This window comes from Andreesenia angusta (assembly GCF_001855385.1).
GTDB lineage: Bacteria > Bacillota > Clostridia > Tissierellales > Gottschalkiaceae > Andreesenia > Andreesenia angusta.
Map to the genome: position 1 here is coordinate 14,439 of NZ_MKIE01000012.1, position 24,367 is coordinate 38,805.

At 49.5% G+C, this 24,367-nt stretch carries 28 protein-coding genes; 16 read left to right on the plus strand and 12 right to left on the minus strand.

The features are described 5' to 3' along the window. The first annotated feature begins 162 nt into the window (after positions 1-162). The 16 genes from EUAN_RS10460 (at position 163) to EUAN_RS10515 (ending at position 11,381) form a co-directional block, all read left to right on the plus strand. The gene (locus EUAN_RS10460) at positions 163-531 is read left to right on the plus strand and encodes a DUF2528 family protein (RefSeq protein ID WP_000065374.1); all 369 of its coding nucleotides are present in this window, start codon (positions 163-165) and stop codon (positions 529-531) included. A 72-nt stretch (positions 532-603) separates the two neighbouring features. Continuing rightward, positions 604-768: a protease FtsH-inhibitory lysogeny factor CIII gene (locus EUAN_RS13085; RefSeq protein ID WP_001198861.1), complete on the plus strand. Its 165-nt coding sequence runs from the start codon at positions 604-606 to the stop codon at positions 766-768. Next, positions 752-880, plus strand: coding sequence for a host cell division inhibitory peptide Kil (gene kil, locus EUAN_RS12505; protein WP_001007579.1), 129 nt, complete (start codon positions 752-754; stop codon positions 878-880). The genes EUAN_RS13085 and kil overlap by 17 nt, the downstream gene beginning before the upstream one ends. Then, on the plus strand, positions 835-1,251 hold the full coding sequence (locus EUAN_RS10470; RefSeq protein ID WP_012767707.1) for a host-nuclease inhibitor Gam family protein: 417 nt from the start codon (positions 835-837) through the stop codon (positions 1,249-1,251). Before kil ends, EUAN_RS10470 begins: the two co-directional genes overlap by 46 nt. A gap of 5 nt (positions 1,252-1,256) precedes the next feature. Continuing rightward, on the plus strand, positions 1,257-2,042 hold the full coding sequence (gene bet / locus EUAN_RS10475) for a phage recombination protein Bet (RefSeq protein ID WP_000100844.1): 786 nt from the start codon (positions 1,257-1,259) through the stop codon (positions 2,040-2,042). Further along, on the plus strand, positions 2,039-2,719 hold the full coding sequence (locus EUAN_RS10480; protein WP_000186853.1) for a lambda exonuclease family protein: 681 nt from the start codon (positions 2,039-2,041) through the stop codon (positions 2,717-2,719). The genes bet and EUAN_RS10480 overlap by 4 nt, the downstream gene beginning before the upstream one ends. Beyond that, positions 2,716-2,898 carry a DUF1317 domain-containing protein gene (locus EUAN_RS12335; RefSeq protein ID WP_000149542.1) on the plus strand — a complete coding sequence of 61 codons (183 nt, stop codon included), beginning with the start codon at positions 2,716-2,718 and terminating at the stop codon, positions 2,896-2,898. Before EUAN_RS10480 ends, EUAN_RS12335 begins: the two co-directional genes overlap by 4 nt. Further along, positions 2,871-3,062, plus strand: coding sequence for a DUF1382 family protein (locus tag EUAN_RS10485; protein WP_015979260.1), 192 nt, complete (start codon positions 2,871-2,873; stop codon positions 3,060-3,062). Before EUAN_RS12335 ends, EUAN_RS10485 begins: the two co-directional genes overlap by 28 nt. Positions 3,063-3,453: 391 nt before the next feature. Further along, positions 3,454-3,675: a TraR/DksA family transcriptional regulator gene (locus tag EUAN_RS12345; protein WP_000763367.1), complete on the plus strand. Its 222-nt coding sequence runs from the start codon at positions 3,454-3,456 to the stop codon at positions 3,673-3,675. Continuing rightward, positions 3,672-4,220 carry an ead/Ea22-like family protein gene (locus EUAN_RS10490; protein ID WP_001289873.1) on the plus strand — a complete coding sequence of 183 codons (549 nt, stop codon included), beginning with the start codon at positions 3,672-3,674 and terminating at the stop codon, positions 4,218-4,220. The genes EUAN_RS12345 and EUAN_RS10490 overlap by 4 nt, the downstream gene beginning before the upstream one ends. 191 nt (positions 4,221-4,411) lie before the next feature. Then, positions 4,412-4,693: a hypothetical protein gene (locus tag EUAN_RS12820; protein ID WP_000026224.1), complete on the plus strand. Its 282-nt coding sequence runs from the start codon at positions 4,412-4,414 to the stop codon at positions 4,691-4,693. A gap of 295 nt (positions 4,694-4,988) precedes the next feature. Then, positions 4,989-5,207: an excisionase gene (locus tag EUAN_RS12350; protein ID WP_002414258.1), complete on the plus strand. Its 219-nt coding sequence runs from the start codon at positions 4,989-4,991 to the stop codon at positions 5,205-5,207. Beyond that, positions 5,185-6,255, plus strand: coding sequence for a tyrosine-type recombinase/integrase (locus EUAN_RS10500; protein ID WP_000533640.1), 1,071 nt, complete (start codon positions 5,185-5,187; stop codon positions 6,253-6,255). Before EUAN_RS12350 ends, EUAN_RS10500 begins: the two co-directional genes overlap by 23 nt. Before the next feature lie 838 nt (positions 6,256-7,093). After that, on the plus strand, positions 7,094-8,671 hold the full coding sequence (locus EUAN_RS10505; protein ID WP_015979259.1) for an AAA family ATPase: 1,578 nt from the start codon (positions 7,094-7,096) through the stop codon (positions 8,669-8,671). Further along, positions 8,668-9,558: an HNH endonuclease signature motif containing protein gene (locus EUAN_RS10510; protein ID WP_000735931.1), complete on the plus strand. Its 891-nt coding sequence runs from the start codon at positions 8,668-8,670 to the stop codon at positions 9,556-9,558. Before EUAN_RS10505 ends, EUAN_RS10510 begins: the two co-directional genes overlap by 4 nt. A 590-nt stretch (positions 9,559-10,148) precedes the next feature. Then, positions 10,149-11,381, plus strand: coding sequence for a hypothetical protein (locus EUAN_RS10515; protein WP_000162952.1), 1,233 nt, complete (start codon positions 10,149-10,151; stop codon positions 11,379-11,381). A 128-nt stretch (positions 11,382-11,509) separates the two neighbouring features. Here the strand turns inward: EUAN_RS10515 and EUAN_RS10520 are convergent, their stop codons facing one another. The 12 genes from EUAN_RS10520 to gpG form a co-directional block, all read right to left on the minus strand. Continuing rightward, on the minus strand, positions 11,510-12,094 hold the full coding sequence (locus EUAN_RS10520) for a tail fiber assembly protein (protein ID WP_015979258.1): 585 nt from the start codon (positions 12,092-12,094) through the stop codon (positions 11,510-11,512). Beyond that, positions 12,094-13,038 carry a phage tail protein gene (locus tag EUAN_RS10525; protein WP_015979257.1) on the minus strand — a complete coding sequence of 315 codons (945 nt, stop codon included), beginning with the start codon at positions 13,036-13,038 and terminating at the stop codon, positions 12,094-12,096. The genes EUAN_RS10520 and EUAN_RS10525 overlap by 1 nt, the downstream gene beginning before the upstream one ends. A gap of 173 nt (positions 13,039-13,211) precedes the next feature. Further along, the gene (locus EUAN_RS13090) at positions 13,212-14,417 is read right to left on the minus strand and encodes a prophage tail fiber N-terminal domain-containing protein (RefSeq protein ID WP_015979255.1); all 1,206 of its coding nucleotides are present in this window, start codon (positions 14,415-14,417) and stop codon (positions 13,212-13,214) included. A gap of 64 nt (positions 14,418-14,481) precedes the next feature. Next, complete coding sequence (gene lom, locus EUAN_RS10535) at positions 14,482-15,102, minus strand: outer membrane beta-barrel protein Lom (RefSeq protein WP_001246632.1); 621 nt, start codon at positions 15,100-15,102, stop codon at positions 14,482-14,484. 61 nt (positions 15,103-15,163) lie between these two features. Then, on the minus strand, positions 15,164-18,562 hold the full coding sequence (gene gpJ / locus EUAN_RS10540; protein ID WP_000515495.1) for a phage attachment tail tip protein J: 3,399 nt from the start codon (positions 18,560-18,562) through the stop codon (positions 15,164-15,166). A gap of 60 nt (positions 18,563-18,622) precedes the next feature. Next, positions 18,623-19,195 (minus strand): tail assembly protein, encoded by a 573-nt coding sequence (locus EUAN_RS10545; RefSeq protein WP_001407644.1) that lies wholly within the window; start codon positions 19,193-19,195, stop codon positions 18,623-18,625. Then, a complete protein-coding gene (locus EUAN_RS10550; protein WP_000194780.1) occupies positions 19,192-19,935 on the minus strand; it encodes a C40 family peptidase in 744 nt (247 codons plus the stop codon). Before EUAN_RS10550 ends, EUAN_RS10545 begins: the two co-directional genes overlap by 4 nt. A 5-nt stretch (positions 19,936-19,940) precedes the next feature. Next, on the minus strand, positions 19,941-20,639 hold the full coding sequence (locus EUAN_RS10555) for a phage minor tail protein L (protein ID WP_001152639.1): 699 nt from the start codon (positions 20,637-20,639) through the stop codon (positions 19,941-19,943). Next, on the minus strand, positions 20,639-20,968 hold the full coding sequence (locus EUAN_RS10560; protein WP_000847379.1) for a phage tail protein: 330 nt from the start codon (positions 20,966-20,968) through the stop codon (positions 20,639-20,641). The genes EUAN_RS10555 and EUAN_RS10560 overlap by 1 nt, the downstream gene beginning before the upstream one ends. Beyond that, positions 20,965-23,526, minus strand: coding sequence for a phage tail tape measure protein (locus tag EUAN_RS10565; RefSeq protein ID WP_000840207.1), 2,562 nt, complete (start codon positions 23,524-23,526; stop codon positions 20,965-20,967). The genes EUAN_RS10560 and EUAN_RS10565 overlap by 4 nt, the downstream gene beginning before the upstream one ends. Continuing rightward, the gene (locus EUAN_RS10570) at positions 23,519-23,953 is read right to left on the minus strand and encodes a phage tail assembly protein T (RefSeq protein WP_000459457.1); all 435 of its coding nucleotides are present in this window, start codon (positions 23,951-23,953) and stop codon (positions 23,519-23,521) included. The genes EUAN_RS10565 and EUAN_RS10570 overlap by 8 nt, the downstream gene beginning before the upstream one ends. Next, complete coding sequence (gpG, locus tag EUAN_RS10575) at positions 23,935-24,357, minus strand: phage tail assembly chaperone G (protein WP_000479153.1); 423 nt, start codon at positions 24,355-24,357, stop codon at positions 23,935-23,937. The genes EUAN_RS10570 and gpG overlap by 19 nt, the downstream gene beginning before the upstream one ends. Positions 24,358-24,367 lie beyond the last annotated feature (10 nt).

The window sequence follows — 24,367 nt, forward strand, 5'->3', positions numbered from 1 at the left end:
ATAAATAACAGAATAAACACTGCACTGTGTATTCATTCCAACGAGTGAATACACGGAGCAATGTCGCTCGTAACTAAACAGGAGCCGACTTGTTCTGATTATTGGAAATCTTCTTTGCCCTCCAGTGTGAGGGCGATTTTTTATCTGTGAGGATATGAACAGATGTCAAACATCAAAAAATACATCATTGATTACGACTGGAAAGCATCAATAGAAATTGAAATCGACCATGACGTAATGACAGAGGAAAAACTTCACCAGATTAATAATTTCTGGTCAGACTCTGAATACCGACTCAATAAACACGGCTCTGTATTAAATGCTGTATTAATCATGCTGGCGCAACATGCTCTGCTTATAGCAATTTCAAGCGACTTAAATGCATATGGTGTTGTGTGTGAGTTCGACTGGAATGATGGAAATGGTCAGGAAGGATGGCCTCCAATGGATGGTAGCGAAGGAATAAGAATTACCGATATCGATACATCAGGAATATTTGATTCAGATGATATGACTATCAAGGCCGCCTGAGTGCGGTTTTACCGCATACCAATAACGCTTCACTCGAGGCGTTTTTCGTTATGTATAAATAAGGAGCACACCATGCAATATGCCATTGCAGGGTGGCCTGTTGCTGGCTGCCCTTCCGAATCTTTACTTGAACGAATCACCCGTAAATTACGTGACGGATGGAAACGCCTTATCGACATACTTAATCAGCCAGGAGTCCCAAAGAATGGATCAAACACTTATGGCTATCCAGACTAAATTCACTATCGCCACTTTTATTGGCGATGAAAAGATGTTTCGTGAAGCCGTCGACGCTTATAAAAAATGGATATTAATACTGAAACTGAGATCAAGCAAAAGCATTCACTAACCCCCTTTCCTGTTTTCCTAATCAGCCCGGCATTTCGCGGGCGATATTTTCACAGCTATTTCAGGAGTTCAGCCATGAACGCTTATTACATTCAGGATCGTCTTGAGGCTCAGAGCTGGGCGCGTCACTACCAGCAGCTCGCCCGTGAAGAGAAAGAGGCAGAACTGGCAGACGACATGGAAAAAGGCCTGCCCCAGCACCTGTTTGAATCGCTATGCATCGATCATTTGCAACGCCACGGGGCCAGCAAAAAATCCATTACCCGTGCGTTTGATGACGATGTTGAGTTTCAGGAGCGCATGGCAGAACACATCCGGTACATGGTTGAAACCATTGCTCACCACCAGGTTGATATTGATTCAGAGGTATAAAACGAATGAGTACTGCACTCGCAACGCTGGCTGGGAAGCTGGCTGAACGTGTCGGCATGGATTCTGTCGACCCACAGGAACTGATCACCACTCTTCGCCAGACGGCATTTAAAGGTGATGCCAGCGATGCGCAGTTCATCGCATTACTGATCGTTGCCAACCAGTACGGCCTTAATCCGTGGACGAAAGAAATTTACGCCTTTCCTGATAAGCAGAATGGCATCGTTCCGGTGGTGGGCGTTGATGGCTGGTCCCGCATCATCAATGAAAACCAGCAGTTTGATGGCATGGACTTTGAGCAGGACAATGAATCCTGTACATGCCGGATTTACCGCAAGGACCGTAATCATCCGATCTGCGTTACCGAATGGATGGATGAATGCCGCCGCGAACCATTCAAAACTCGCGAAGGCAGAGAAATCACGGGGCCGTGGCAGTCGCATCCCAAACGGATGTTACGTCATAAAGCCATGATTCAGTGTGCCCGTCTGGCCTTCGGATTTGCTGGTATCTATGACAAGGATGAAGCCGAGCGCATTGTCGAAAATACTGCATACACTGCAGAACGTCAGCCGGAACGCGACATCACTCCGGTTAACGATGAAACCATGCAGGAGATTAACACTCTGCTGATCGCCCTGGATAAAACATGGGATGACGACTTATTGCCGCTCTGTTCCCAGATATTTCGCCGCGACATTCGTGCATCGTCAGAACTGACACAGGCCGAAGCAGTAAAAGCTCTTGGATTCCTGAAACAGAAAGCCGCAGAGCAGAAGGTGGCAGCATGACACCGGACATTATCCTGCAGCGTACCGGGATCGATGTGAGAGCTGTCGAACAGGGGGATGATGCGTGGCACAAATTACGGCTCGGCGTCATCACCGCTTCAGAAGTTCACAACGTGATAGCAAAACCCCGCTCCGGAAAGAAGTGGCCTGACATGAAAATGTCCTACTTCCACACCCTGCTTGCTGAGGTTTGCACCGGTGTGGCTCCGGAAGTTAACGCTAAAGCACTGGCCTGGGGAAAACAGTACGAGAACGACGCCAGAACCCTGTTTGAATTCACTTCCGGCGTGAATGTTACTGAATCCCCGATCATCTATCGCGACGAAAGTATGCGTACCGCCTGCTCTCCCGATGGTTTATGCAGTGACGGCAACGGCCTTGAACTGAAATGCCCGTTTACCTCCCGGGATTTCATGAAGTTCCGGCTCGGTGGTTTCGAGGCCATAAAGTCAGCTTACATGGCCCAGGTGCAGTACAGCATGTGGGTGACGCGAAAAAATGCCTGGTACTTTGCCAACTATGACCCGCGTATGAAGCGTGAAGGCCTGCATTATGTCGTGATTGAGCGGGATGAAAAGTACATGGCGAGTTTTGACGAGATCGTGCCGGAGTTCATCGAAAAAATGGACGAGGCACTGGCTGAAATTGGTTTTGTATTTGGGGAGCAATGGCGATGACGCATCCTCACGATAATATCCGGGTAGGCGCAATCACTTTCGTCTACTCCGTTACAAAGCGAGGCTGGGTATTTCCCGGCCTTTCTGTTATCCGAAATCCACTGAAAGCACAGCGGCTGGCTGAGGAGATAAATAATAAACGAGGGGCTGTATGCACAAAGCATCTTCTGTTGAGTTAAGAACGAGTATCGAGATGGCACATAGCCTTGCTCAAATTGGAATCAGGTTTGTGCCAATACCAGTAGAAACAGACGAAGAATTTCATACGTTAGCCGCATCCCTTTCACAAAAGCTGGAAATGATGGTGGCGAAAGCAGAAGCAGATGAGAGAAACCAGGTATGACAACCACGGAATGCATTTTTCTGGCAGCGGGCTTCATATTCTGTGTGCTTATGCTTGCCGACATGGGACTTGTTCAATGACACCTCAGCAGGAAAACGCCCTTCGCAGCATTGCCCGTCAGGCTAATTCTGAAATCAAAAAAAGCCAGACAGCAGTTTCCGGATAAAAACGTCGATGACATTTGCCGTAGCGTACTGAAGAAGCACCGCGAAACGGTAACGCTGATGGGATTCACACCGACTCATTTAAGCCTGGCAATCGGCATGTTAAACGGCGTCTTTAAGGAACGATGAACATGAAAAGCAAAATCATCAGGGAGCTACAGGCTCCTTTTTTATTATTCGCATTCACCCTCAAGCGTATTAACCAACAGTTCAGGGATTAATGAAAGATGGCAGACATCATTGATTCAGCATCAGAAATAGAAGAATTACAGCGCAACACAGCAATAAAAATGCGCCGCCTGAACCACCAGGCTATATCTGCCACTCATTGTTGTGAGTGTGGCGATCCGATAGATGAACGAAGACGCCTGGTCGTTCAGGGTTGTCGGACTTGTGCAAGTTGCCAGGAGGATCTGGAACTTATCAGTAAACAGAGAGGTTCGAAGTGAGCGAAATTAACTCTCAGGCACTGCGTGAAGCGGCAGAGCAGGCAATGCATGACGACTGGGGATTTGACGCAGACCTTTTCCATGAATTGGTAACACCATCGATTGTGCTGGAACTGCTGGATGAACGGGAAAGAAACCAGCAATACATCAAACGCCGCGACCAGGAGAACGAGGATATTGCGCTAACAGTAGGGAAACTGCGTGTTGAGCTTGAAACAGCAAAATCAAAACTCAACGAGCAGCGTGAGTATTACGAAGGTGTTATCTCGGATGGGAGTAAGCGTATTGCTAAACTGGAAAGCAACGAAGTCCGTGAAGACGGAAACCAGTTTCTTGTTGTTCGCCATCCTGGGAAGACTCCTGTTATCAAGCACTGCACTGGTGACCTGGAAGAGTTTCTGCGGCAGTTAATCGAACAAGACCCGTTAGTAACTATCGACATCATTACGCATCGCTATTACGGGGTTGGAGGTCAATGGGTTCAGGATGCAGGTGAGTATCTGCATATGATGTCTGACGCTGGCATTCGCATCAAAGGAGAGTGAGATCGGTTTTGTAAAAGATAACGCTTGTGAAAATGCTGAATTTCGCGTCGTCTTCACAGCGATGCCAGAGTCTGTAGTGTCAGATGATGACCGTACTCAAACATCGGGTTGAGTATTATCTTACTGTTTCTTTACATAAACATTGCTGATACCGTTTAGCTGAAACGACATACATTGCAAGGAGTTTATAAATGAGTATCAATGAGTTAGAGTCTGAGCAAAAAGATTGGGCGTTATCAATGTTGTGCAGATCCGGTGTCTTGTCTCCATGCAGACATCACGAAGGTGTTTATGTAGATGAAGGTATAGATATAGAGTCGGCATACAAATATTCCATGAAGGTTTATAAGTCTAATGAAGACAAATCCCCATTCTGCAATGTGCGAGAAATGACTGATACCGTGCAAAATTATTATCACGAGTACGGTGGAAACGATACTTGCCCTCTCTGTACAAAACATATAGATGATTAAACCCAATATTACATAACAATCCTCGCACTCGCGGGGATTTATTTTATCTGAACTCGCTACGGCGGGTTTTGTTTTATGGAGATGATAAATGCACTTCCGAGTCACAGGAGAATGGAATGGAGAGCCATTCAACAGAGTTATCGAAGCGGAGAACATCAACGACTGCTACGACCACTGGATGATATGGGCGCAGATAGCACATGCAGACGTAACCAATATTCGAATTGAAGAACTGAAAGAACACCAAGCCGCCTGATGGCGGTTTTTTCTTGCGTGTAATTGCGGAGACTTTGCGATGTACTTGACACTTCAGGAGTGGAACGCACGCCAGCGACGTCCAAGAAGCCTTGAAACAGTTCGTCGATGGGTTCGGGAATGCAGGATATTCCCACCTCCGGTTAAGGATGGAAGAGAGTATCTGTTCCACGAATCAGCGGTAAAGGTTGACTTAAATCGACCAGTAACAGGTGGCCTTTTGAAGAGGATCAGAAATGGGAAGAAGGCGAAGTCATGAGCGCCGGGATTTACCCCCTAACCTTTATATAAGAAACAATGGATATTACTGCTACAGGGACCCAAGGACGGGTAAAGAGTTTGGATTAGGCAGAGACAGGCGAATCGCAATCACTGAAGCTATACAGGCCAACATTGAGTTATTTTCAGGACACAAACACAAGCCTCTGACAGCGAGAATCAACAGTGATAATTCCGTTACGTTACATTCATGGCTTGATCGCTACGAAAAAATCCTGGCCAGCAGAGGAATCAAGCAGAAGACACTCATAAATTACATGAGCAAAATTAAAGCAATAAGGAGGGGTCTGCCTGATGCTCCACTTGAAGACATCACCACAAAAGAAATTGCGGCAATGCTCAATGGATACATAGACGAGGGCAAGGCGGCGTCAGCCAAGTTAATCAGATCAACACTGAGCGATGCATTCCGAGAGGCAATAGCTGAAGGCCATATAACAACAAACCATGTCGCTGCCACTCGCGCAGCAAAATCAGAGGTAAGGAGATCAAGACTTACGGCTGACGAATACCTGAAAATTTATCAAGCAGCAGAATCATCACCATGTTGGCTCAGACTTGCAATGGAACTGGCTGTTGTTACCGGGCAACGAGTTGGTGATTTATGCGAAATGAAGTGGTCTGATATCGTAGATGGATATCTTTATGTCGAGCAAAGCAAAACAGGCGTAAAAATTGCCATCCCAACAGCATTGCATATTGATGCTCTCGGAATATCAATGAAGGAAACACTTGATAAATGCAAAGAGATTCTTGGCGGAGAAACCATAATTGCATCTACTCGTCGCGAACCGCTTTCATCCGGCACAGTATCAAGGTATTTTATGCGCGCACGAAAAGCATCAGGTCTTTCCTTCGAAGGGGATCCGCCTACCTTTCACGAGTTGCGCAGTTTGTCTGCAAGACTCTATGAGAAGCAGATAAGCGATAAGTTTGCTCAACATCTTCTCGGGCATAAGTCGGACACCATGGCATCACAGTATCGTGATGACAGAGGCAGGGAGTGGGACAAAATTGAAATCAAATAATGATTTTATTTTGACTGATAGTGACCTGTTCGTTGCAACAAATTGATAAGCAATGCTTTTTTATAATGCCAACTTAGTATAAAAAAGCTGAACGAGAAACGTAAAATGATATAAATATCAATATATTAAATTAGATTTTGCATAAAAAACAGACTACATAATACTGTAAAACACAACATATGCAGTCACTATGAATCAACTACTTAGATGGTATTAGTGACCTGTAACAGAGCATTAGCGCAAGGTGATTTTTGTCTTCTTGCGCTAATTTTTTGTCATCAAACCTGTCGCACTCCAGAGAAGCACAAAGCCTCGCAATCCAGTGCAAAGCTTTGTGTGCCACCCACTACGACCTGCATAACCAGTAAGAAGATAGCAGTGATGTCAAACGACGCAGCTGACTTCTTTTCTTTCACGACTTCCCCACACCCAGCATGCATACCTTTCCGCCATAACTGTAGTGAATGTCTGTTATGAGCGAGGAGCGGAAGTTAACACTTATGAAAAATGGCTACGAAGTCCGTGGCTATCTATCGGCTTATTAGTACTTGAAACGCTTCTTCAGAAGCCTGAAGAGCTAATCGTTCGGCGATACTATATATGCATTAATAGACTATATCGTTGGTATAAACAGTGCACCATGCAACATGAATAACAGTGGGTTATCCAAAAGGAAGCAGAAAGCTAAATATGGAAAACTACAATACGATGCCCCGTTAAGTTCAATACTACTAATTTTTAGATGGAAAACGTATGTAATAGAGAGTAACTTAAAAGAGAGATCCTGTGTTGCCGCCAAATAAATTGCGGTTATTTTAATAAAATTAAGGGTTACTATATGTTGGAGTTTAGTGTTATTGAAAGAGGCGGGTATATTCCTGCAGTAGAAAAAAATAAGGCATTCCTACGAGCAGATGGTTGGAATGACTATTCCTTTGTTACAATGTTTTATCTTACTGTCTTTGATGAGCATGGTGAAAAATGCGATATCGGAAATGTTAAAATTGGTTTTGTAGGTCAAAAAGAAGAAGTAAGCACTTATTCATTAATAGATAAAAAATTCAGTCAACTCCCTGAAATGTTTTTTTCCTTAGGTGAAAGCATTGACTACTATGTTAATCTCAGCAAATTAAGCGATGGTTTTAAACATAACCTTCTTAAAGCTATTCAGGATTTAGTAGTATGGCCAAATCGATTAGCCGACATTGAAAATGAAAGCGTCCTTAACACCTCATTACTTAGAGGGGTAACTCTTTCAGAAATTCATGGACAGTTCGCACGTGTGTTAAATGGTTTGCCAGAATTGTCAGATTTCCACTTTTCATTTAATAGAAAAAGTGCTCCCGGATTCAGTGATTTAACTATACCTTTTGAGGTGACGGTTAATTCTATGCCCAGCACGAACATTCATGCTTTTATCGGGCGGAATGGGTGTGGTAAAACAACAATTTTGAATGGAATGATTGGTGCAATCACCAACCCAGAAAACAATGAATATTTTTTCTCTGAAAATAATAGACTTATCGAGTCAAGAATCCCAAAGGGATATTTTCGATCGCTTGTTTCAGTTTCGTTTAGTGCATTTGATCCTTTTACTCCTCCTAAAGAACAACCTGACCCAGCAAAAGGTACACAATACTTTTATATTGGACTCAAGAATGCTGCCAGCAATAGTTTAAAATCACTAGGCGATCTCCGCTTAGAATTCATTTCAGCATTTATTGGTTGTATGAGAGTAGATAGAAAAAGACAACTCTGGCTTGAAGCTATCAAAAAACTAAGTAGTGATGAAAACTTTTCAAATATGGAACTCATCAGCCTCATTTCTAAATATGAAGAGTTAAGACGTAATGAACCACAGATTCAAGTGGACGATGATAAATTCACTAAATTGTTTTATGACAATATCCAGAAATATCTGCTTCGAATGAGCTCTGGACATGCAATTGTTTTATTTACTATCACAAGATTAGTAGATGTCGTTGGCGAAAAGTCATTAGTTTTATTCGATGAACCAGAGGTTCATCTGCATCCACCTTTGCTCTCTGCTTTTTTACGAACATTAAGCGACTTACTCGATGCACGCAATGGTGTAGCAATAATTGCAACTCATTCCCCAGTAGTACTGCAAGAGGTTCCAAAATCCTGCATGTGGAAAGTCCTACGGTCAAGAGAAGCAATAAATATTATCCGTCCGGATATTGAGACATTCGGTGAGAACTTAGGTGTTTTAACTCGTGAGGTGTTTTTACTTGAAGTGACAAATTCTGGATACCACCACTTATTATCGCAGTCCGTTGATTCAGAGCTTTCTTATGAAACCATTCTAAAAAATTATAATGGTCAGATAGGATTAGAAGGTCGAACCGTTTTAAAAGCGATGATAATGAACAGAGATGAAGGTAAAGTACAATGAAAAAACTACCTCTTCCAGCGAGAACTTATAGCGAAATGCTTAATAAATGCTCGGAAGGTATGATGCAGATAAATGTTAGAAATAATTTCATTACTCACTTCCCCACTTTTTTGCAGAAAGAACAACAATATAGAATATTAAGCTCGACAGGTCAGTTATTTACCTACGACAGGACACACCCTCTTGAGCCTACAACCTTAGTAGTTGGTAACCTGACAAAGGTTAAATTAGAAAAGCTTTATGAAAATAATCTCCGAGATAAAAACAAACCCGCTAGAACATATTACGATGACATGCTTGTTTCATCAGGTGAAAAATGTCCATTTTGTGGTGATATAGGACAGACAAAAAATATAGATCATTTTCTTCCTATTGCACATTATCCTGAATTTTCGGTGATGCCTATTAATTTAGTTCCATCGTGCCGCGACTGCAATATGGGAGAGAAAGGTCAAGTTTTCGCAGTAGATGAGGTACACCAAGCGATTCATCCCTATATCGACAAGGACATTTTTTTTCGTGAGCAATGGGTATATGCAAATTTCGTTTCCGGAACTCCGGGTGCTATCAGTTTTTATGTTGAATGCCCGGCGAACTGGAGGCAGGAAGACAAACACAGAGCTCTTCATCATTTCAAGCTATTAAATATTGCTAACAGGTATCGTTTGGAGGCAGGGAAGCACTTGAGTGAAGTGATTACTCAAAGAAACTCTTTCGTAAAAGTTATAAGGAAATATAGTTCAACCGCAACGTTTCAGCAGCTACAGTCAGAATTTATTGAAGCAAATCTGAAACCTATTATAGATTTGAATGACTTCCCCAATTATTGGAAAAGAGTTATGTATCAGTGCCTAGCAAACTCGGAAGATTTTTTCAGAGGGATCTAGAATATGATGAAAGATAGAAAATTACGACGCTTATCGGAAGTGAACGAATACTTTTTATATGAGGAGGGCTGTTTTTACAAAATCCGGTAGTAACTTGCTAACCAATTCCTAGGCAGGTCATTGGCAACAGTGGCATGCACCGAGAAGGACGTTTGTAATGTCCGCTCCGGCACATAGCAGTCCTAGGGACAGTGGCGTACAGTCATAGATGGTCGGTGGGAGGTGGTACAAATTCTCTCATGCAAAAAATATGTAAAATCGGTAGCAACTGGAAATCATTCAACACCCGCACTATCGGAAGTTCACCAGCCAGCCGCAGCACGTTCCTGCATACGACGTGTCTGCGGCTCTACCATATCTCCTATGAGCAACGTGTTAGCAGAGCCAAGCCACAACTCTAATTTTAATACATAATGAATGATAATAATAATATTAAAAATTTCCTGTGTAACTAATTTACTATATGGTTTCTGATAAGAATCATTGCAAAGATCAAACAACTTGTATTACATTGACAGTTAAGCAGTTAATTTTATCACCTCTAAAATATATCAGCATCTAGCATGCAACCTATCAAAATGGAGAGTTTTATGACTAAAAAACCATGGGAAAGAAGACTTAAAGATTTATCGCACTTGCTCAAATGCTGCATTGATACATATTTTGACCCTGAATTATTTCGCTTGAATTTGAATCAATTCCTCCAAACCGCAAGAACAGTAACATTTATTATTCAAAAAAACAAAAACCAGATTATAGGATATGACATTTGGTATAACAATAATGTTATTGAAAAATGGAAAAATGATCCATTAATGGCTTGGGCTAAAAATTCTCGCAATACGATAGAAAAACAAGGCGATTTAGAAATGTATAGCGAGGCAAAGGCTACTCTTATTTCATCTTACATTGAAGAAAATGACATTGAGTTTATTACAAATGAAAGTATGTTAAACATTGGTATAAAAAAGTTAGTCAGACTTGCACAAAAGAAATTACCTTCATATTTAACTGAATCATCTATTATTAAATCAGAAAGACGATGGGTCGCTAATACGCTAAAAGATTACGAATTATTACATGCCTTAGCTATAATCTATGGCAGAATGTATAACTGCTGTAACTCTCTTGGCATACAAATAAACAATCCAATGGGTGACGATGTGATTTCGCCAACATCATTCGACTCTTTATTTGATGAAGCCAGGAGAATAACTTATTTAAAATTAAAAGATTACTCCATAAGCAAATTGTCATTTAGCATGATACAATATGACAATAAAATAATTCCTGAAGATATTAAAGAGCGTCTAAAACTGGTAGATAAGCCTAAAAATATCACTTCGACAGAAGAGTTAGTTGACTATACAGCCAAGCTTGCAGAAACGACTTTTTTAAAGGACGGTTATCACATTCAAACATTAATTTTTTATGATAAACAATTCCATCCAATTGATTTAATCAATACAACATTTGAAGATCAAGCAGATAAATATATTTTTTGGCGTTATGCAGCTGACAGAGCCAAAATAACAAATGCCTATGGCTTCATTTGGATATCAGAGCTATGGCTCAGAAAAGCAAGCATCTACTCCAATAAACCAATACATACAATGCCAATTATAGATGAAAGACTTCAGGTAATTGGAATTGATTCAAATAATAATCAAAAATGTATTTCATGGAAAATAGTTAGAGAAAACGAAGAAAAAAAACCGACTTTAGAAATATCAACAGCAGACTCAAAACATGACGAAAAACCATATTTCATGCGTTCAGTCTTAAAAGCAATTGGCGGTGATGTAAACACTATGAACAATTGAGTCATAGAACTTCCATTATTCTCCTGAAGATAATAATCGCCAAATAAACCAATACTCAGCTTTACAATATACTAACTAACCGCAGAACGTTATTTCATACAACGTTTCTGCGGCATATCACAAAACGATTACTCCATAACAGGGACAGCAGGCCACTCAATATCAGGTGCAGTTGATGTATCAACACGGTTCAGCAACACCCGATACTTCTTCCAGGCTTCCAGCAACGAGGTTTCTTCCTTCGTTGCAATTTCCAGATCTGCAGCATCCTGAAGCGGCGCAATATGCTCACTGGCTACCTGCATCAGGCTTTTTTTTGTTTCTTCCGCCTCCCGGATCCGGAACAGTTTTTCTGCTTCCGTATCCTTCACCCAGGCTGTGCCGTTCCACTTCTGATATTCCCCTCCCGGCGATAACCAGGTAAAATTTTCCGGTAACGGACCGAGTTCAGAAATAAATAACGCGTCGCCGGAAGCCACGTCATAGACGGTTTTACCCCGATGGTCTTCAACGAGATGCCACGATGCCTCATCACTGTTGAAAACAGCCACAAAGCCAGCCGGAATATCTGGCGGTGCAATATCGGTACTGTTTGCAGGCAGACCGGTATGAGGCGGAATATATGCGTCACCTTCACCAATAAATTCATTAGTTCCGGCCAGCAGATTATAAATTTTTATGGTCCGTGGTTGTTCACTCATTCTGAATGCCATTATGCAAGCCTCACAATATAGTTAAATGCAATGTTTTTGACGGTGTTTTCCGCGTTACCCGCAGCGTTAACGGTGATGGTGTGTCCGTGTGAACCAATACTGAAAGAATGGGCATGAGCACCGATAACAACCGGATGCTGGTGCGCACCAATACCAACTGTATGCGCATGTGCACCGGCACTCACGGCTGTACCGGACAATGAGTGACTGTGGCTGCCCTGACTGTCCGTTTTCGATAAATAAGCAATACCCTGTGTGCTGGTTCCTTTAACTGTGGATAAACTTCCTGTAATGGTTGCTGTTCCATACTGACTCCAGCCAGAACTGTTCATCCTTAAACCACTTGTGTGGGCATGAGCACCCGCGGCCCCTGTTGAACCGCTCAGACTGTGAGCATGAGCCCCCGTGTTATTCGTCGATTTGGTGCCGTAATCGAAACTGCCTGTTGTTTTCGTCCCGTAATCAAACGACGATGTGGTTTTCGTCCCCAAATCCGTACCGGATGCACTGGCACTGTGGGTGTGCGACTTAATTCCATCCTGTTCCTGAGACAATACAGCACGACCGCTGGCGGGTTTCCCCTTGATTGTCCAGCCTCGCATATCAGGAAGCACACCCGATGGATACGCGACAGCAAGTTTTGGGTAGGCTGATTTGTCAAACGCCTGCCCCTGCATCAGGACGTAGCCAGACGGAACGATATCTGATGGCCACGGGATCGGCGCACCTGCCGGAAAGGCCGAATTCTCACCGGCCCCAAGGTATTCAAGAACATCTGCAACGGAATTTTTTGCCAGAATATCCCTGCCAACCTGAGTCAGTTCAGTCAGGCTGGCGGCATCATTTTCCGCAAAATACGGTAATTTATTTTTCGCCGTGGAAAGCCCTGCCAGCGCCGTCAGTGTCGCATTCTTCGGTTGTTTACCCGCAAGCGCGTTAGTCATGGTGGTAGCAAAATCTGGATCATTCCCGAGCGCTGCGGCCAGTTCATTCAGCGTATTCAGTGCGTCAGGTGACGCGTCGATAACATCTGCAATCGCGGCCAGTACAAAAGCGGTGTTCGCAATCTGGGTATTGTTTGTTCCCCTGAGCGCGGTTGGTGCTGTTGGCGTTCCGGTCAGTGCCGGACTGTCCAGTGGGCTTTTCTGTTCGTTTCATCCATTACCACCTTAACCGCCTTTGGCGTTGCAGCAAGCGTTTCAGACGTGCTGTTGGTTGCACTGCTGAGCTGCACTATCCCCTTTCTCGTTGTGTCCGCATCCTCAAGCGCGACAGCTGAAGCTATATCTTCTGCACGTTTTGCCGAATTTTTTGCACGTATTGCCGCCGCTTCTGCCGCACTTTTGCTCTGCGATGCTGATACCGCACTTCCCGCAGCCTCTGTCGCCTTCGTGGATGCCGTTGACGCACTCCCCGCCGCCGCTGTTTTTGCGTCTGCCGCGGCAGAGGCGCTCCGTTCCGCTGCTGTTTCAGATGACCTGGCATTCGTCTCGGACGTTTTTGCCGCCCTGGCAGAATTTTCTGCCGCCGTTGCCGAGGAAGCTGCACGACCGGCACTTGATGATGCGTTCGTTTCTGATGATTTTGCTGCCTCTTTTGAGGCCACCGCATCTCGTGCTGAAGTGGCGGCCTCTGACGCTTTCGTGGCCGCGGTGGAGGCAGACGTGGCGGCTGATTGTTGTGACGCTGCAGCATTCGTTTCTGACGTTTTCGCCGCACCGGCACTGGTGGCCGCCGCGTTTTTTGAGGACTCTGCGGCTGCGGCACTTTTTTCCGCTTCAGTGGCCTTTGCTGATGCCGCTTCTGCGCCGGAGGACGCTTCCTGAGCTGACGATGCAGCCTGTCCGGCGGACGTGCTGGCGGCGCGTGCTGAGTCAGTTGCATCAGTCACAAGGGCCGCGACCTGAGCAGCTGATGCACTGGCATCGCCGGCTGATTTCTTCGCGTCTGCCGTACTCTGTGCCACCACGGACGCGTTACGCGCCACCTCTTCCACCATCAGTTCAAGACGACGCAGCACCTCCGGCCGGGCATCATCCTCCGTCATGGCACAGAGAAAATCATTCAGCGTCCCCGGTTGTGAATCTTCATACACGGTGATGGTCCCGGCGTGCGATGGTGGAAAACCGTCAACCTGCAGGATGACACTGTACTGACCGTACTCCACATCCATGCTGTAACGCCCGGCTTCATCCGGATTCTCTGAGCCCACCGTGTTCACCACCACCGTGGTGCTGTTACGTCTGGCTTTCAGCTGAATGGTGCAGTTCTGTACCGGTTTTCCTGTGCCGTCTTTCAGGACTCCTGAAATCTTTACTGCCATATTCACCCCACAAAAAAGCCCACCGGTTCCGGCGGGCTGTCATAACACTGTGTTACCTGGCTAATCAGAATTTATAACCGACCCCAACGATGAATCCGTCAGTACGCCAGTCGCCACTGCCGGAGCCTTCATAAGCAATATCAACAACGACGGACGCTGCCGGATTAATCTGTATACCTGCACTCCACGCCACTGAGGTATGCCGCATTGCACTTTCGTCCCTGGCAGTGGTCGTCTCTTTCATATACCCGGGAGTGATTTCCGTCTTACGGTAATCCATTGTACTGCCGGACCACCGACTGTGAGCCACTCCGGCCATGGCGTACGCACTGACCTGCTTACTGATTTGTAAAACCGGTCCGGCCATCACGCTCACATAACGTCCACGCAGGCTCTCATAGTGAAACGTATCCTCCCCGGTCATCACTGTGCTGCTCTTTTTCGACGCGGCGAACCCCAGGGAAGCCATCACCCCCACACTGTCCGTCAGCTCATAACGGTACTTCACGTTAATCCCTTTCAGATGACTCACACCGGTATCCCCGCCCGACAACGACGGCAATGTACCCGGTTTCACTTGAAAATAGCCCACCGTAAACGTACCATGTCCACCTTCCGCACGGGCCGGAGTGACTGTCACCGCAAGTGCGGCAAAGACAGCAACGGCAATACACACATTACGCATCGTTCACCTCTCACTGTTTTATAATAAAACGCCCGTTCCCGGACGAACCTCTGTAACACACTCAGACCACGCTGATGCCCAGCGCCTGTTTCTTAATCACCATAACCTGCACATCGCTGGCAAACGTATACGGCGGAATATCTGCCGAATGCCGTGTGGACGTAAGCGTGAACGTCAGGATCACGTTTCCCCGACCCGCTGGCATGTCAACAATACGGGAGAACACCTGTACCGCCTCGTTCGCCGCGCCATCATAAATCACCGCACCGTTCATCAGTACTTTCAGATAACACATCGAATACGTTGTCCTGCCGCTGACAGTACGCTTACTTCCGCGAAACGTCAGCGGAAGCACCACTATCTGGCGATCAAAAGGATGGTCATCGGTCACGGTGACAGTACGGGTACCTGACGGCCAGTCCACACTGCTTTCACGCTGGCGCGGAAAAGCCGCGCTCGCCGCCTTTACAATGTCCCCGACGATTTTTTCCGCCCTCAGCGTACCGTTTATCGTACAGTTTTCAGCTATCGTCACATTACTGAGCGTCCCGGAGTTCGCATTCACACTGCCACTGATATCCGCATTTTTAGCGGTCAGCTTTCCGTCCGGTGTCAGGGAAAAGGCCGGAGGATTGCCGCCGCTGGTAATGGTGGGGGCCGTCAGGCGCTTCAGGAACACGTCGTTCATGAATATCTGGTTGCCCTGCGCCACAAACATCGGCGTTTCATTCCCGTTTGCCGGGTCAATAAATGCGATACGATTGGCGGCAACCAGAAACTGGCTCAGTTTGCCTTCCTCCGTGTCCTCCATGCTGAGGCCAATACCCGCGACATAATGTTTGCCGTCTTTGGTCTGCTCAATTTTGACAGCCCACATGGCATTCCACTTATCACTGGCATCCTTCCACTCTTTCGAAAACTCCTCCAGTCTGCTGGCGTTATCCTCCGTCAGCTCGACTTTTTCCAGCAGCTCCTTGCCGAGATGGGATTCGGTTATCTTGCCTTTGAAAAAATCCAGGTAACCTTCCGCATCATCGCTCGCCCGACCGACGGCCTCCACGAATGCCGATTTGCCAACGGTGTTCACACTGCGGATATAAAAGTAATAATCATGGCCCGGTTTGATATTGATACTGGCGGCTATCCAGTACAGCGCCGTACCAAGATAACGCGTGCTGGTTTCAACCTGTCTGATATCCGCAATCTGCTTTTCCGAGAACCAGAACTCAAACTGTACCGTCGGGTCATAAACGGCAAGATGCGGCGTGGCGGTTATCTGAAAATAGCCCGGCGTCAGCTCAATCCTCGACGGTGCTGCCGGTGCGGCAATCCGGAACGATACCGACGCCGGATCGCCCTGCTGCCCCCACGCATTTACCGCCCGGACTGTCAGCCTGTAGTTCCCCAGCGCCAGTTGCGTGAAGCGGTATGTGGTTTCCGTCGTCCGGGCCGTGCTGACCAGCCGCTCACTGCCGTCGTCCGCTGTTACGGTCAGACGGAGCAGGAAACTCACGCCCTTCACCACCTTCGGTGTGTCCCATCGCGCCAGCACCTGATATTCCCCGCTGTCTGCAGTGACTTCTGCGGTCAGGTGCTGCACCGCTGGCGGCGTGACACCATTCACCGTGCCACTCTGTTCGCCGTCAAAGTGCGCCCCGTTATCCACGATGGCCTCTTTTTCCGGCACATGCTGCACGGCGGTGATGGCATACGTGCCGTCGTCGTTCTCACGGATACTCACGCAGCGGAACAGTCGCTGGCGCAGCGTCGGCAGCTTCAGCTCCCATACGCTGTATTCAGCAACACCGTCAGGAACACGGCTCACTTTTACCTTCACGCCGTCGGTGACGGACTGAACCTCCACGCTGACCGGATTGCCACTTCCGTCAACCAGGCTTATCAGCGCGGTACCGGAGGATGGCAGCGTGATTTCACGGTCGAGCGTCAGCGTCCGGGTCTGGCTGTTCACCGCCAGCACACGACCACCGGTGCTGATACCGGCATAGTCATCATCGCAGATTTCAATAACATCGCCCGGTACATGGCGAAGCCCTTCTGCGCCGACGCTGAAATCCACGGTCTGCGTTTCCAGCAGTTCTGTTTTAATCAGCCACAGCCCGGCGCGGTGTGCCTGCCCCCGGCTGGTACAGCCAAAGGCATCCATCTTCGTAACATTACGACCGTAACGGGCAATGGCCTGCGTATCTTCAACAAGCTCTGTCGCCGTCTCCCAGCCGTTGTTCGGGTCAATCCAGTTCACCTCAACGGCATTATGGCGGTCCTTCAGGGCGCTGAAGCTGTAGCGGAACGGCGCGCCATCATCCGGCATCACCACATTACTGCGGTTATAGGTCCACGTCTTATCCGACGGTCGGTCCTGCACGAACGTCAGCGTCTGCCCGTTCCATACCGGCATACAGCGCATCGCCGAGCAGAAATCGCTGAGCACATCCCACGCCTTACGCTGTGTGGTCAGGTACGCATTACAGGTGATGCGCGGCTCCGTGCCGCCAAAGCCGTCCGGCACTGACTGGTCGCAGTACTGGCCGATGACATACAGCGCCCATTTATCCACATCCGCCGCACCAAGACGTTTCCCCATGCCGTAGCGCGGATGGGTCAGCATATCCCACAGACACCAGGCCATGTTGTTGCTGTATGCCGGTTTAAACGTTCCGTCCCAGATACCGCTGTATTGCCGCGTCTGCGGGTTATAGTTCGACGGCACCTGCAGAATACGCCCGCGCAGATGATAATTACGGCTCACCTGCTGGCTGCCGAACTGCTCCGAGTCCACCTGCACGCCGACCAGTGCCGTGTTCGGGTAGCACTGTTTCACATCGATGATTTCAGTGTATGACGACCAGAGCGTTTTGTTCTGCAGCTGGTCTGTGGTGCTGTCCGGCGTCATCCTGCGCATCCGGATATTAAACGGGCGCGGCGGCAGGTTACCCATCACCACCGAGGCCAGATACTGCGAGGTGGTTTTGCCCTTAATGGTGATGTCTTTTTCCGTCACCCAGCCACCGTTACGTTGTATCTGAACCAGCAGGCGGACTTCCGACGGATTCCTGTCACCCTTTGAGGTGGTTTCCACCAGTGCCTGTACACCGAAGGTAAAGCGCAGACGGTCGATGTTTGCAGACGTAATGGTGCGGGTGATCGGCGTGTCATATTTCACTTCCGTACCCAGCACCGTCTCGGAGCCGGAGGATTCAAATCCCTCCGGCGGAGTCTGCTCCTGCTCACCAGCCCGGAACACCACCGTGACACCGGATATGTTGGTATTCCCCTCAGTGTCCAGCACCGGCGTACTGTTCAGCAGCACGCTTTTTAAGCCATCCACCGGACCTTCAATCGGCCCTTCGCTGATGGCATCGATCACACTCAGCAACTGCGTGGACTTCAGGTTGTCCTTCGCTTCGCGCGGGGTATGCCCCTTACTGCTTCCTTTACCCATTCCTCACGCTCCATAAATGACAAAACCGCCCGCAGGCGGTTTCACATAAAACATTTTGCATCAGCGACCAATCACCACAACCTGACCACCGTCCCCTTCGTCTGCCGTGCTGATCTCCTGAGAAACCACGCGTGACCCCACGCGCATTTCCCCGTACAGAACAGGCAGAACATTGCCCTGGGCAACCATGTTATCCAGTGAGGAGAAATAGGTGTTCTGCTTACCGTTATCCGTTGTCTGTATACGGGGAGTTCTGGCTTTCGGTGCCAGCATCTGCGCCACACCACCGAGCACCATACTGGCACCGAGAGAAAACAGGATGCCGGTCATACCACCGGCCCCAATGGCTGCCCCCCATGCTGCAAGGGTGGCTCCGGCGGTAAAGAATGATCCGGCAATGGCGGCAGCCCCCAGGACAATCTGGAATACGCCACCTGACTTGGCCCCGGCGACTCTGGGAACAATATGAATTACAGCGCCATCAGGCAGAGTCTCATGTAACTGCGCCGTTAACCCGGACGTGCTGACGTCCCGCCCGGCAATCCGTACCTGATACCAGCCGTCGCTCAGTTTCTGACGAAACGCCGGGAGCTGTGTGGCCAGTGCCCGGATGGCTTCAGCCCCCGTTTTCACACGAAGGTCGATGCGGCGACCAAATCGTTGTAAATCCCCGTAAAGGCAGATGCGCGCCATGCCCGGTGACGCCAGAGGGAGTGTGTGCGTCGCTGCCATTTGTCGGTGTACCTCTCTCGTTTGCTCAGTTGTTCAGGAATATGGTGCAGCAGCTCGCCGTCGCCGCAGTAAATTGCGGCGTGATTCGGCACTGATGAACCAAAACAGCACAGCAGCACATCGCCCGGCTGTGCCGCTGACAACGGCACCTGATACAGCCCCGTCGCCTCCAGATTATCCAGATAGAGATTCTGGCCGTTACGCCACCAGTCATCCTCACGATGAAAGTCCGGCATCTCAATCCCCGCCAGATGATAAGCATCCCGGAACAGTGTGTAACAGTCCGTCACACCGTGCTCAAAGCGCCGCCCGGTGAGATGCGGCACACAGCGGAACTTATGAATCGTCCCCCGGCAGACCAGCCACCACGGCAAATCACTCTGCACCTGCAGCCGCCGGTCGGCCTCACTCAGCCAGGGCAGACCACCGGGGTGGCTGTGGACCAGCGCCACAATCTCACCCTGCATTTCTGCCTGCAGCCAGTCTTCCGGCGACATACGGAAATACGCCTCCGGCTCACCGGAGATATTCACGCAGGGGAAATATCTTTCCCCCTCCGGCGTGCTTACCACGAAGCCGCACGACTCCGCTGGCGCACATCGCCGGGCGTGCGCCAGAATCGCTGATTCTGTCTGTGTCATGGGATTTACTGCGAAAGTTTGTTAATGGAAAGGAAGCCGCCAAAGTTGCCGACGTTATTGCGGAACTTACAACCGCTCAGGCATTTGCTGCATTTATCCTTCGTGATATCGGACGTTGGCTGGTCATATTCATCCGCGACAGCCGGACCGCTATAACCGCACTCGTCACCGCGATAGGTCCAGGTGCAGGTGTTGGCCAGCATGATACGTCCCGGAAAAACAGCGCCATCCGTTTCCGTCGGCGTGGACAGTACAAAGGAGGCACTCACCGCGCTCAGTTCGCTGCACTGCTCAATGCGCCAGCGGCTGATCACCTCCTGCTCCGGATCGGCGTAACTGTTTCCGTTGACGAAGTTCACCGCATCCAGAAAACGGGCGTAAACCTTACGCCGGACCACCGTTCCGCCGACCAGACTCTGCATATCTTCCGCCATCCCGGTGACCATACCGTACAGGTTAGAAACCGTCAGCGTGGGGCGCGTACTGGTGCCTTTGCCATTCAGTTCAAAACCGCTCCCCTGAATGGGATACGGCTGATACTGTCGCCCCTGCCAGGTGACCGGCTCACCTTTTTCGTTCTGCTCATTACAGAAAAAATAACGTTCTCCACCGACCTCTGTCAGGTCGATTTCCCAGAGCACCACGCTGGCCGACTGCTCCGCACGGGTGCATTCATTCAGTGTTTCCTGCCGGATATCCTGCATCAGTTCACCACCTGTTCAAACTCTGCGCTGAACTCAACACGCAGCATACTGACCCGCGACGACCATTTTGCGCAGGTCACCTTTATCTGCCGCCACTCATAAGGCGGCGTCCACAGAAAGGATTTCCAGCCCCCGTGCTCTTCCAGAAACGACTCCAGTACCGTGGCCTCCTCACGGGGGACAGAAAGCGTCACGCTGTACGTTTTCAGGTTGGCATTCAGCCCGGCAGGCGCTCGCTGAGAATAGCCATCACCAAAGCGCACCTTTCTTACAGAAGGGACCGAAGCCACATCCATACCGGGTTTCACTTTCCAGCGGAAGGTCTTCATCGTCCACCTCCGGAGAACAGGCCACCATCACGCATCTGTGTCTGAATTTCATCACGGGCACCCTTGCGGGCCATGTCATACACCGCCTTCAGAGCAGCCGGACCTATCTGCCCGTTCGTGCCGTCGTTGTTAATCACCACATGGTTATTCTGCTCAAACGTCCCGGACGCCTGCGACCGGCTGTCTGCCATGCTGCCCGGTGTACCGACATAACCGCCGGTGGCATAGCCGCGCATCAGCCGGTAAAGATTCCCCACGCCAATCCGGCTGGTTGCCTCCTTCGTGAAGACAAACTCACCACGGTGAACAATCCCCGCTGGCTCATATTTGCCGCCGGTTCCCGTAAATCCTCCGGTTGCAAAATGGAATTTCGCCGCAGCGGCCTGAATGGCTGTACCGCCTGACGCGGATGCGCCGCCACCAACAGCCCCGCCAATGGCGCTGCCGATACTCCCGACAATCCCCACCATTGCCTGCTTAAGCAGAATTTCTGTCATCATGGACAGCACGGAACGGGTGAAGCTGCGCCAGTTCTGCTCACTGCCGGTCAGCATCGCCGCCATATTCTGTGCAATACCATCAAAGGTCTGCGTGGCTGCACTTTTTACCTGCGACATACTGTCCGTGGCGCTCTCTTCCCACTCACTCCAGCCGGACTTCAGGCCTGCCATCCAGTTCCCGCGAAGCTGGTCTTCAGCCGCCCAGGTCTTTTTCTGCTCTGACATGACGTTATTCAGCGCCAGCGGATTATCGCCATACTGTTCCTTCAGGCGCTGTTCCGTGGCTTCCCGTTCTGCCTGCCGGTCAGTCAGCCCCCGGCTTTTCGCATCAATGGCGGCCCGTTTTGCCCGTTGCTGCTGTGCGAATTTATCCGCCTGCTGCGCCAGCGCGTTCAGGCGCTCCTGATACGTAACCTTGTCGCCAAGTGCAGCCAGCTGGCGTTTGTACTCCAGCGTCTCATCTTTATGCGCCAGCAGGGATTTCTCCTGTGCAGACAGCTGGCGACGTTGCGCCGCCTCCTCCAGTACCGCGAACTGACTCTCCGCCTTCCACAAATCCCGGCGCTGCTGGCTGATTTTCTCATTTGCTCCGGCATGCTTCTCCAGCGTCCGGAGTTCTGCCTGAAGCGTCAGCAGGGCAGCATGAGCACTGTCTTCCTGACGATCGCCCGCAGACACCTTCACGCTGGACTGTTTCGGCTTTTTCAGCGTCGCTTCATAATCCTTTTTCGCCGCCGCCATCAGCGTGTTGTAATCCGCCTGCAGGATTTTCCCGTCTTTCAGTGCCTTGTTCAGTTCTTCCTGACGGGCGGTATATTTCTCCAGCGGCGTCTGCAGCCGTTCGTAAGCCTTCTGCGCCTCTTCGGTATATTTCAGCCGTGACGCTTCGGTATCGCTCTGCTGCTGCGCATTTTTGTCCTGTTGAGTCTGCTGCTCAGCCTTCTTTCGGGCGGCTTCAAGCGCAAGACGGGCCTTTTCACGATCATCCCAGTAACGCGCCCGCGCTTCATCGTTAACAAAATAATCATCCTTGCGCAGATTCCAGATGTCGTCTGCTTTCTTATACGCAGCCTCTGCCTTAATCAGCATCTCCTGCGCGGTATCAGGACGACCAATATCCAGCACCGCATCCCACATGGATTTGAATGCCCGCGCAGTCCTGTCTGCCCAGGTCTCCAGCGTGCCCATGTTCTCTTTCAGGCGGCGGGTCTGGTCATCAAACCCTTTCGTTGCGGCCTCGTTCGCCGCCTGCAATGCCCCGGCTTCATCGCCGGAACGCTGCAACTGAGCAACATACGCAATCTGCTCCGCCGACACGTTATGGAACTGGCGAGCCATCGCCGTCAGCCCCGACGTCGGGTCTGTGGTCAGCTTCCCGAAGGCTTCAGCGACCTTGTCCACCTCCACGCCGGATGCAGAGGAGAAACGCGCCACACTCTGGCTGATGGACGCAATCTGAGCCTCACCGCTTACCCCCGCCTTAACCAGTGCGCTGAGTGACTCGCTGGTCTGGTTAAACGTCAGCCCTGCCGCCTGCCCGGCTCTGGACAGGACCAGCATACGATCTGCCGTCAGTCCCGCCTGATTGCCGGAAAGGACCAGCGTTTTGTTGAAATCGGACAGGGTTGAGTTGCCCTGATACCAGGCATACGCCAGCGCACCGGTCGCCACCGCCAGCGAGGTGGCCCCCACCATCGGCAGGGTGATCGCACCGGCAAGCCCCCTGAACATGGGGATCATCCCGCCGAAGGAGTCCTTCACCTGCCCCCCCTGTTGCAGCAGGATCAGCCACGGACTTTGCCCGCCTGCAAGCTGCGTGGCCACGTCGGTGAACTGTGCAGGCAGCATACGCATGGCGGCTTTATACTGCCCGACGGAAATCCCCGCTTTCTGTGCAGCCAGCGCCTGTCGGCTCAGCGACTGTTCAACGACTGCCGCTGTTTTTTTCGCATCACTTTCCGTACCAGAAAAATGACGCCTGACTCTGGCCATCTGCTCGTCAAATCTGGCCGCATCCAGACTCAAATCAACGACCAGATCGCCTACCGGTTCAGCCATACCGGACTCCTCCTGCGATCCCTTCTGATACTGTCATCAGCATTACGTCATCCTCCGTCATGTCCGCCACATCCGGGGAAGCGGGGATAACTTCATTCCCGTCCGGGCCAAAGCGGACACCTCCGGCAAGCCCTGCCGCTTTCTGCATCAGCACATCATCTTCAGGCTCTTCGTCAGCCTCGCGCCGGTTCAGCAGACTGAAATCCAGCGGATGCATATCCGGATCGCTGAAAAACAGGCTGAGCACGGTGTACGTCAGCCCGGAAAAGTGCATATCCAGCAGAACATCATGAAAATAATGGGTACTGTAAAAGCGGTGCCAGTCGGCATACTCCGTGGATGACATCCCGGCAAGCATGGCACGCCAGTCGGGTCGCCCCATCTCACGCGCCAGTTTCAGGGCAAAACTCAGCTCACCGTCGAACACTTTCCCGCAGAAACAGGCTCTGCGGGCCCGGCGTCCTCTGTCTGTTCAGGGGCATTATTCACCACAAACTCATACATACCAGACAGCCGGTACACCACGTTTTCAGCATGAGAAATTGCCTCCGTGGGCCAGGTGGTAAGCACTTCCTGCTCAATCTGTTTAACGGCTTCATTCATGGACGGCATCTGCGTCTTCTGCGGATGGTTATGCCACAGGGACATCGCCACCAGAAACGCGCCGGTTCTGATGGCGTCTTCCACAGTAAACTTCCGGTTGCTGTCTGACTCCGCCTGTTCTGCCTGCCGTTTCATCAGGGCGAGATGCTCAATGCGCTGCAGGGCTGACAGTTCAGAAAGCGTGACGGTCACACCGTTATGTTCAAATGATTCGGTTTTCAGGAACATCGCTGACTCT

What these genes read in the sequence shown, in the direction of transcription:
- EUAN_RS10460 (WP_000065374.1), top strand. Translation starts at nt 163, where the DNA reads ATGTCAAACATCAAAAAATACATCATTGATTACGACTGGAAAGCATCA.
- EUAN_RS13085 (WP_001198861.1), top strand. Translation starts at nt 604, where the DNA reads ATGCAATATGCCATTGCAGGGTGGCCTGTTGCTGGCTGCCCTTCCGAA.
- kil (WP_001007579.1), top strand. Translation starts at nt 752, where the DNA reads ATGGCTATCCAGACTAAATTCACTATCGCCACTTTTATTGGCGATGAA.
- EUAN_RS10470 (WP_012767707.1), top strand. Translation starts at nt 835, where the DNA reads ATGGATATTAATACTGAAACTGAGATCAAGCAAAAGCATTCACTAACC.
- bet (WP_000100844.1), top strand. Translation starts at nt 1,257, where the DNA reads ATGAGTACTGCACTCGCAACGCTGGCTGGGAAGCTGGCTGAACGTGTC.
- EUAN_RS10480 (WP_000186853.1), top strand. Translation starts at nt 2,039, where the DNA reads ATGACACCGGACATTATCCTGCAGCGTACCGGGATCGATGTGAGAGCT.
- EUAN_RS12335 (WP_000149542.1), top strand. Translation starts at nt 2,716, where the DNA reads ATGACGCATCCTCACGATAATATCCGGGTAGGCGCAATCACTTTCGTC.
- EUAN_RS10485 (WP_015979260.1), top strand. Translation starts at nt 2,871, where the DNA reads ATGCACAAAGCATCTTCTGTTGAGTTAAGAACGAGTATCGAGATGGCA.
- EUAN_RS12345 (WP_000763367.1), top strand. Translation starts at nt 3,454, where the DNA reads ATGGCAGACATCATTGATTCAGCATCAGAAATAGAAGAATTACAGCGC.
- EUAN_RS12820 (WP_000026224.1), top strand. Translation starts at nt 4,412, where the DNA reads ATGAGTATCAATGAGTTAGAGTCTGAGCAAAAAGATTGGGCGTTATCA.
- EUAN_RS12350 (WP_002414258.1), top strand. Translation starts at nt 4,989, where the DNA reads ATGTACTTGACACTTCAGGAGTGGAACGCACGCCAGCGACGTCCAAGA.
- EUAN_RS10500 (WP_000533640.1), top strand. Translation starts at nt 5,185, where the DNA reads ATGGGAAGAAGGCGAAGTCATGAGCGCCGGGATTTACCCCCTAACCTT.
- EUAN_RS10505 (WP_015979259.1), top strand. Translation starts at nt 7,094, where the DNA reads ATGTTGGAGTTTAGTGTTATTGAAAGAGGCGGGTATATTCCTGCAGTA.
- EUAN_RS10510 (WP_000735931.1), top strand. Translation starts at nt 8,668, where the DNA reads ATGAAAAAACTACCTCTTCCAGCGAGAACTTATAGCGAAATGCTTAAT.
- EUAN_RS10515 (WP_000162952.1), top strand. Translation starts at nt 10,149, where the DNA reads ATGACTAAAAAACCATGGGAAAGAAGACTTAAAGATTTATCGCACTTG.
- EUAN_RS10520 (WP_015979258.1), bottom strand. Translation starts at nt 12,094, where the DNA reads ATGGCATTCAGAATGAGTGAACAACCACGGACCATAAAAATTTATAAT.
- EUAN_RS10525 (WP_015979257.1), bottom strand. Translation starts at nt 13,038, where the DNA reads ATGACTAACGCGCTTGCGGGTAAACAACCGAAGAATGCGACACTGACG.
- EUAN_RS13090 (WP_015979255.1), bottom strand. Translation starts at nt 14,417, where the DNA reads ATGGCAGTAAAGATTTCAGGAGTCCTGAAAGACGGCACAGGAAAACCG.
- lom (WP_001246632.1), bottom strand. Translation starts at nt 15,102, where the DNA reads ATGCGTAATGTGTGTATTGCCGTTGCTGTCTTTGCCGCACTTGCGGTG.
- gpJ (WP_000515495.1), bottom strand. Translation starts at nt 18,562, where the DNA reads ATGGGTAAAGGAAGCAGTAAGGGGCATACCCCGCGCGAAGCGAAGGAC.
- EUAN_RS10550 (WP_000194780.1), bottom strand. Translation starts at nt 19,935, where the DNA reads ATGACACAGACAGAATCAGCGATTCTGGCGCACGCCCGGCGATGTGCG.
- EUAN_RS10555 (WP_001152639.1), bottom strand. Translation starts at nt 20,639, where the DNA reads ATGCAGGATATCCGGCAGGAAACACTGAATGAATGCACCCGTGCGGAG.
- EUAN_RS10560 (WP_000847379.1), bottom strand. Translation starts at nt 20,968, where the DNA reads ATGAAGACCTTCCGCTGGAAAGTGAAACCCGGTATGGATGTGGCTTCG.
- EUAN_RS10565 (WP_000840207.1), bottom strand. Translation starts at nt 23,526, where the DNA reads ATGGCTGAACCGGTAGGCGATCTGGTCGTTGATTTGAGTCTGGATGCG.
- gpG (WP_000479153.1), bottom strand. Translation starts at nt 24,357, where the DNA reads ATGTTCCTGAAAACCGAATCATTTGAACATAACGGTGTGACCGTCACG.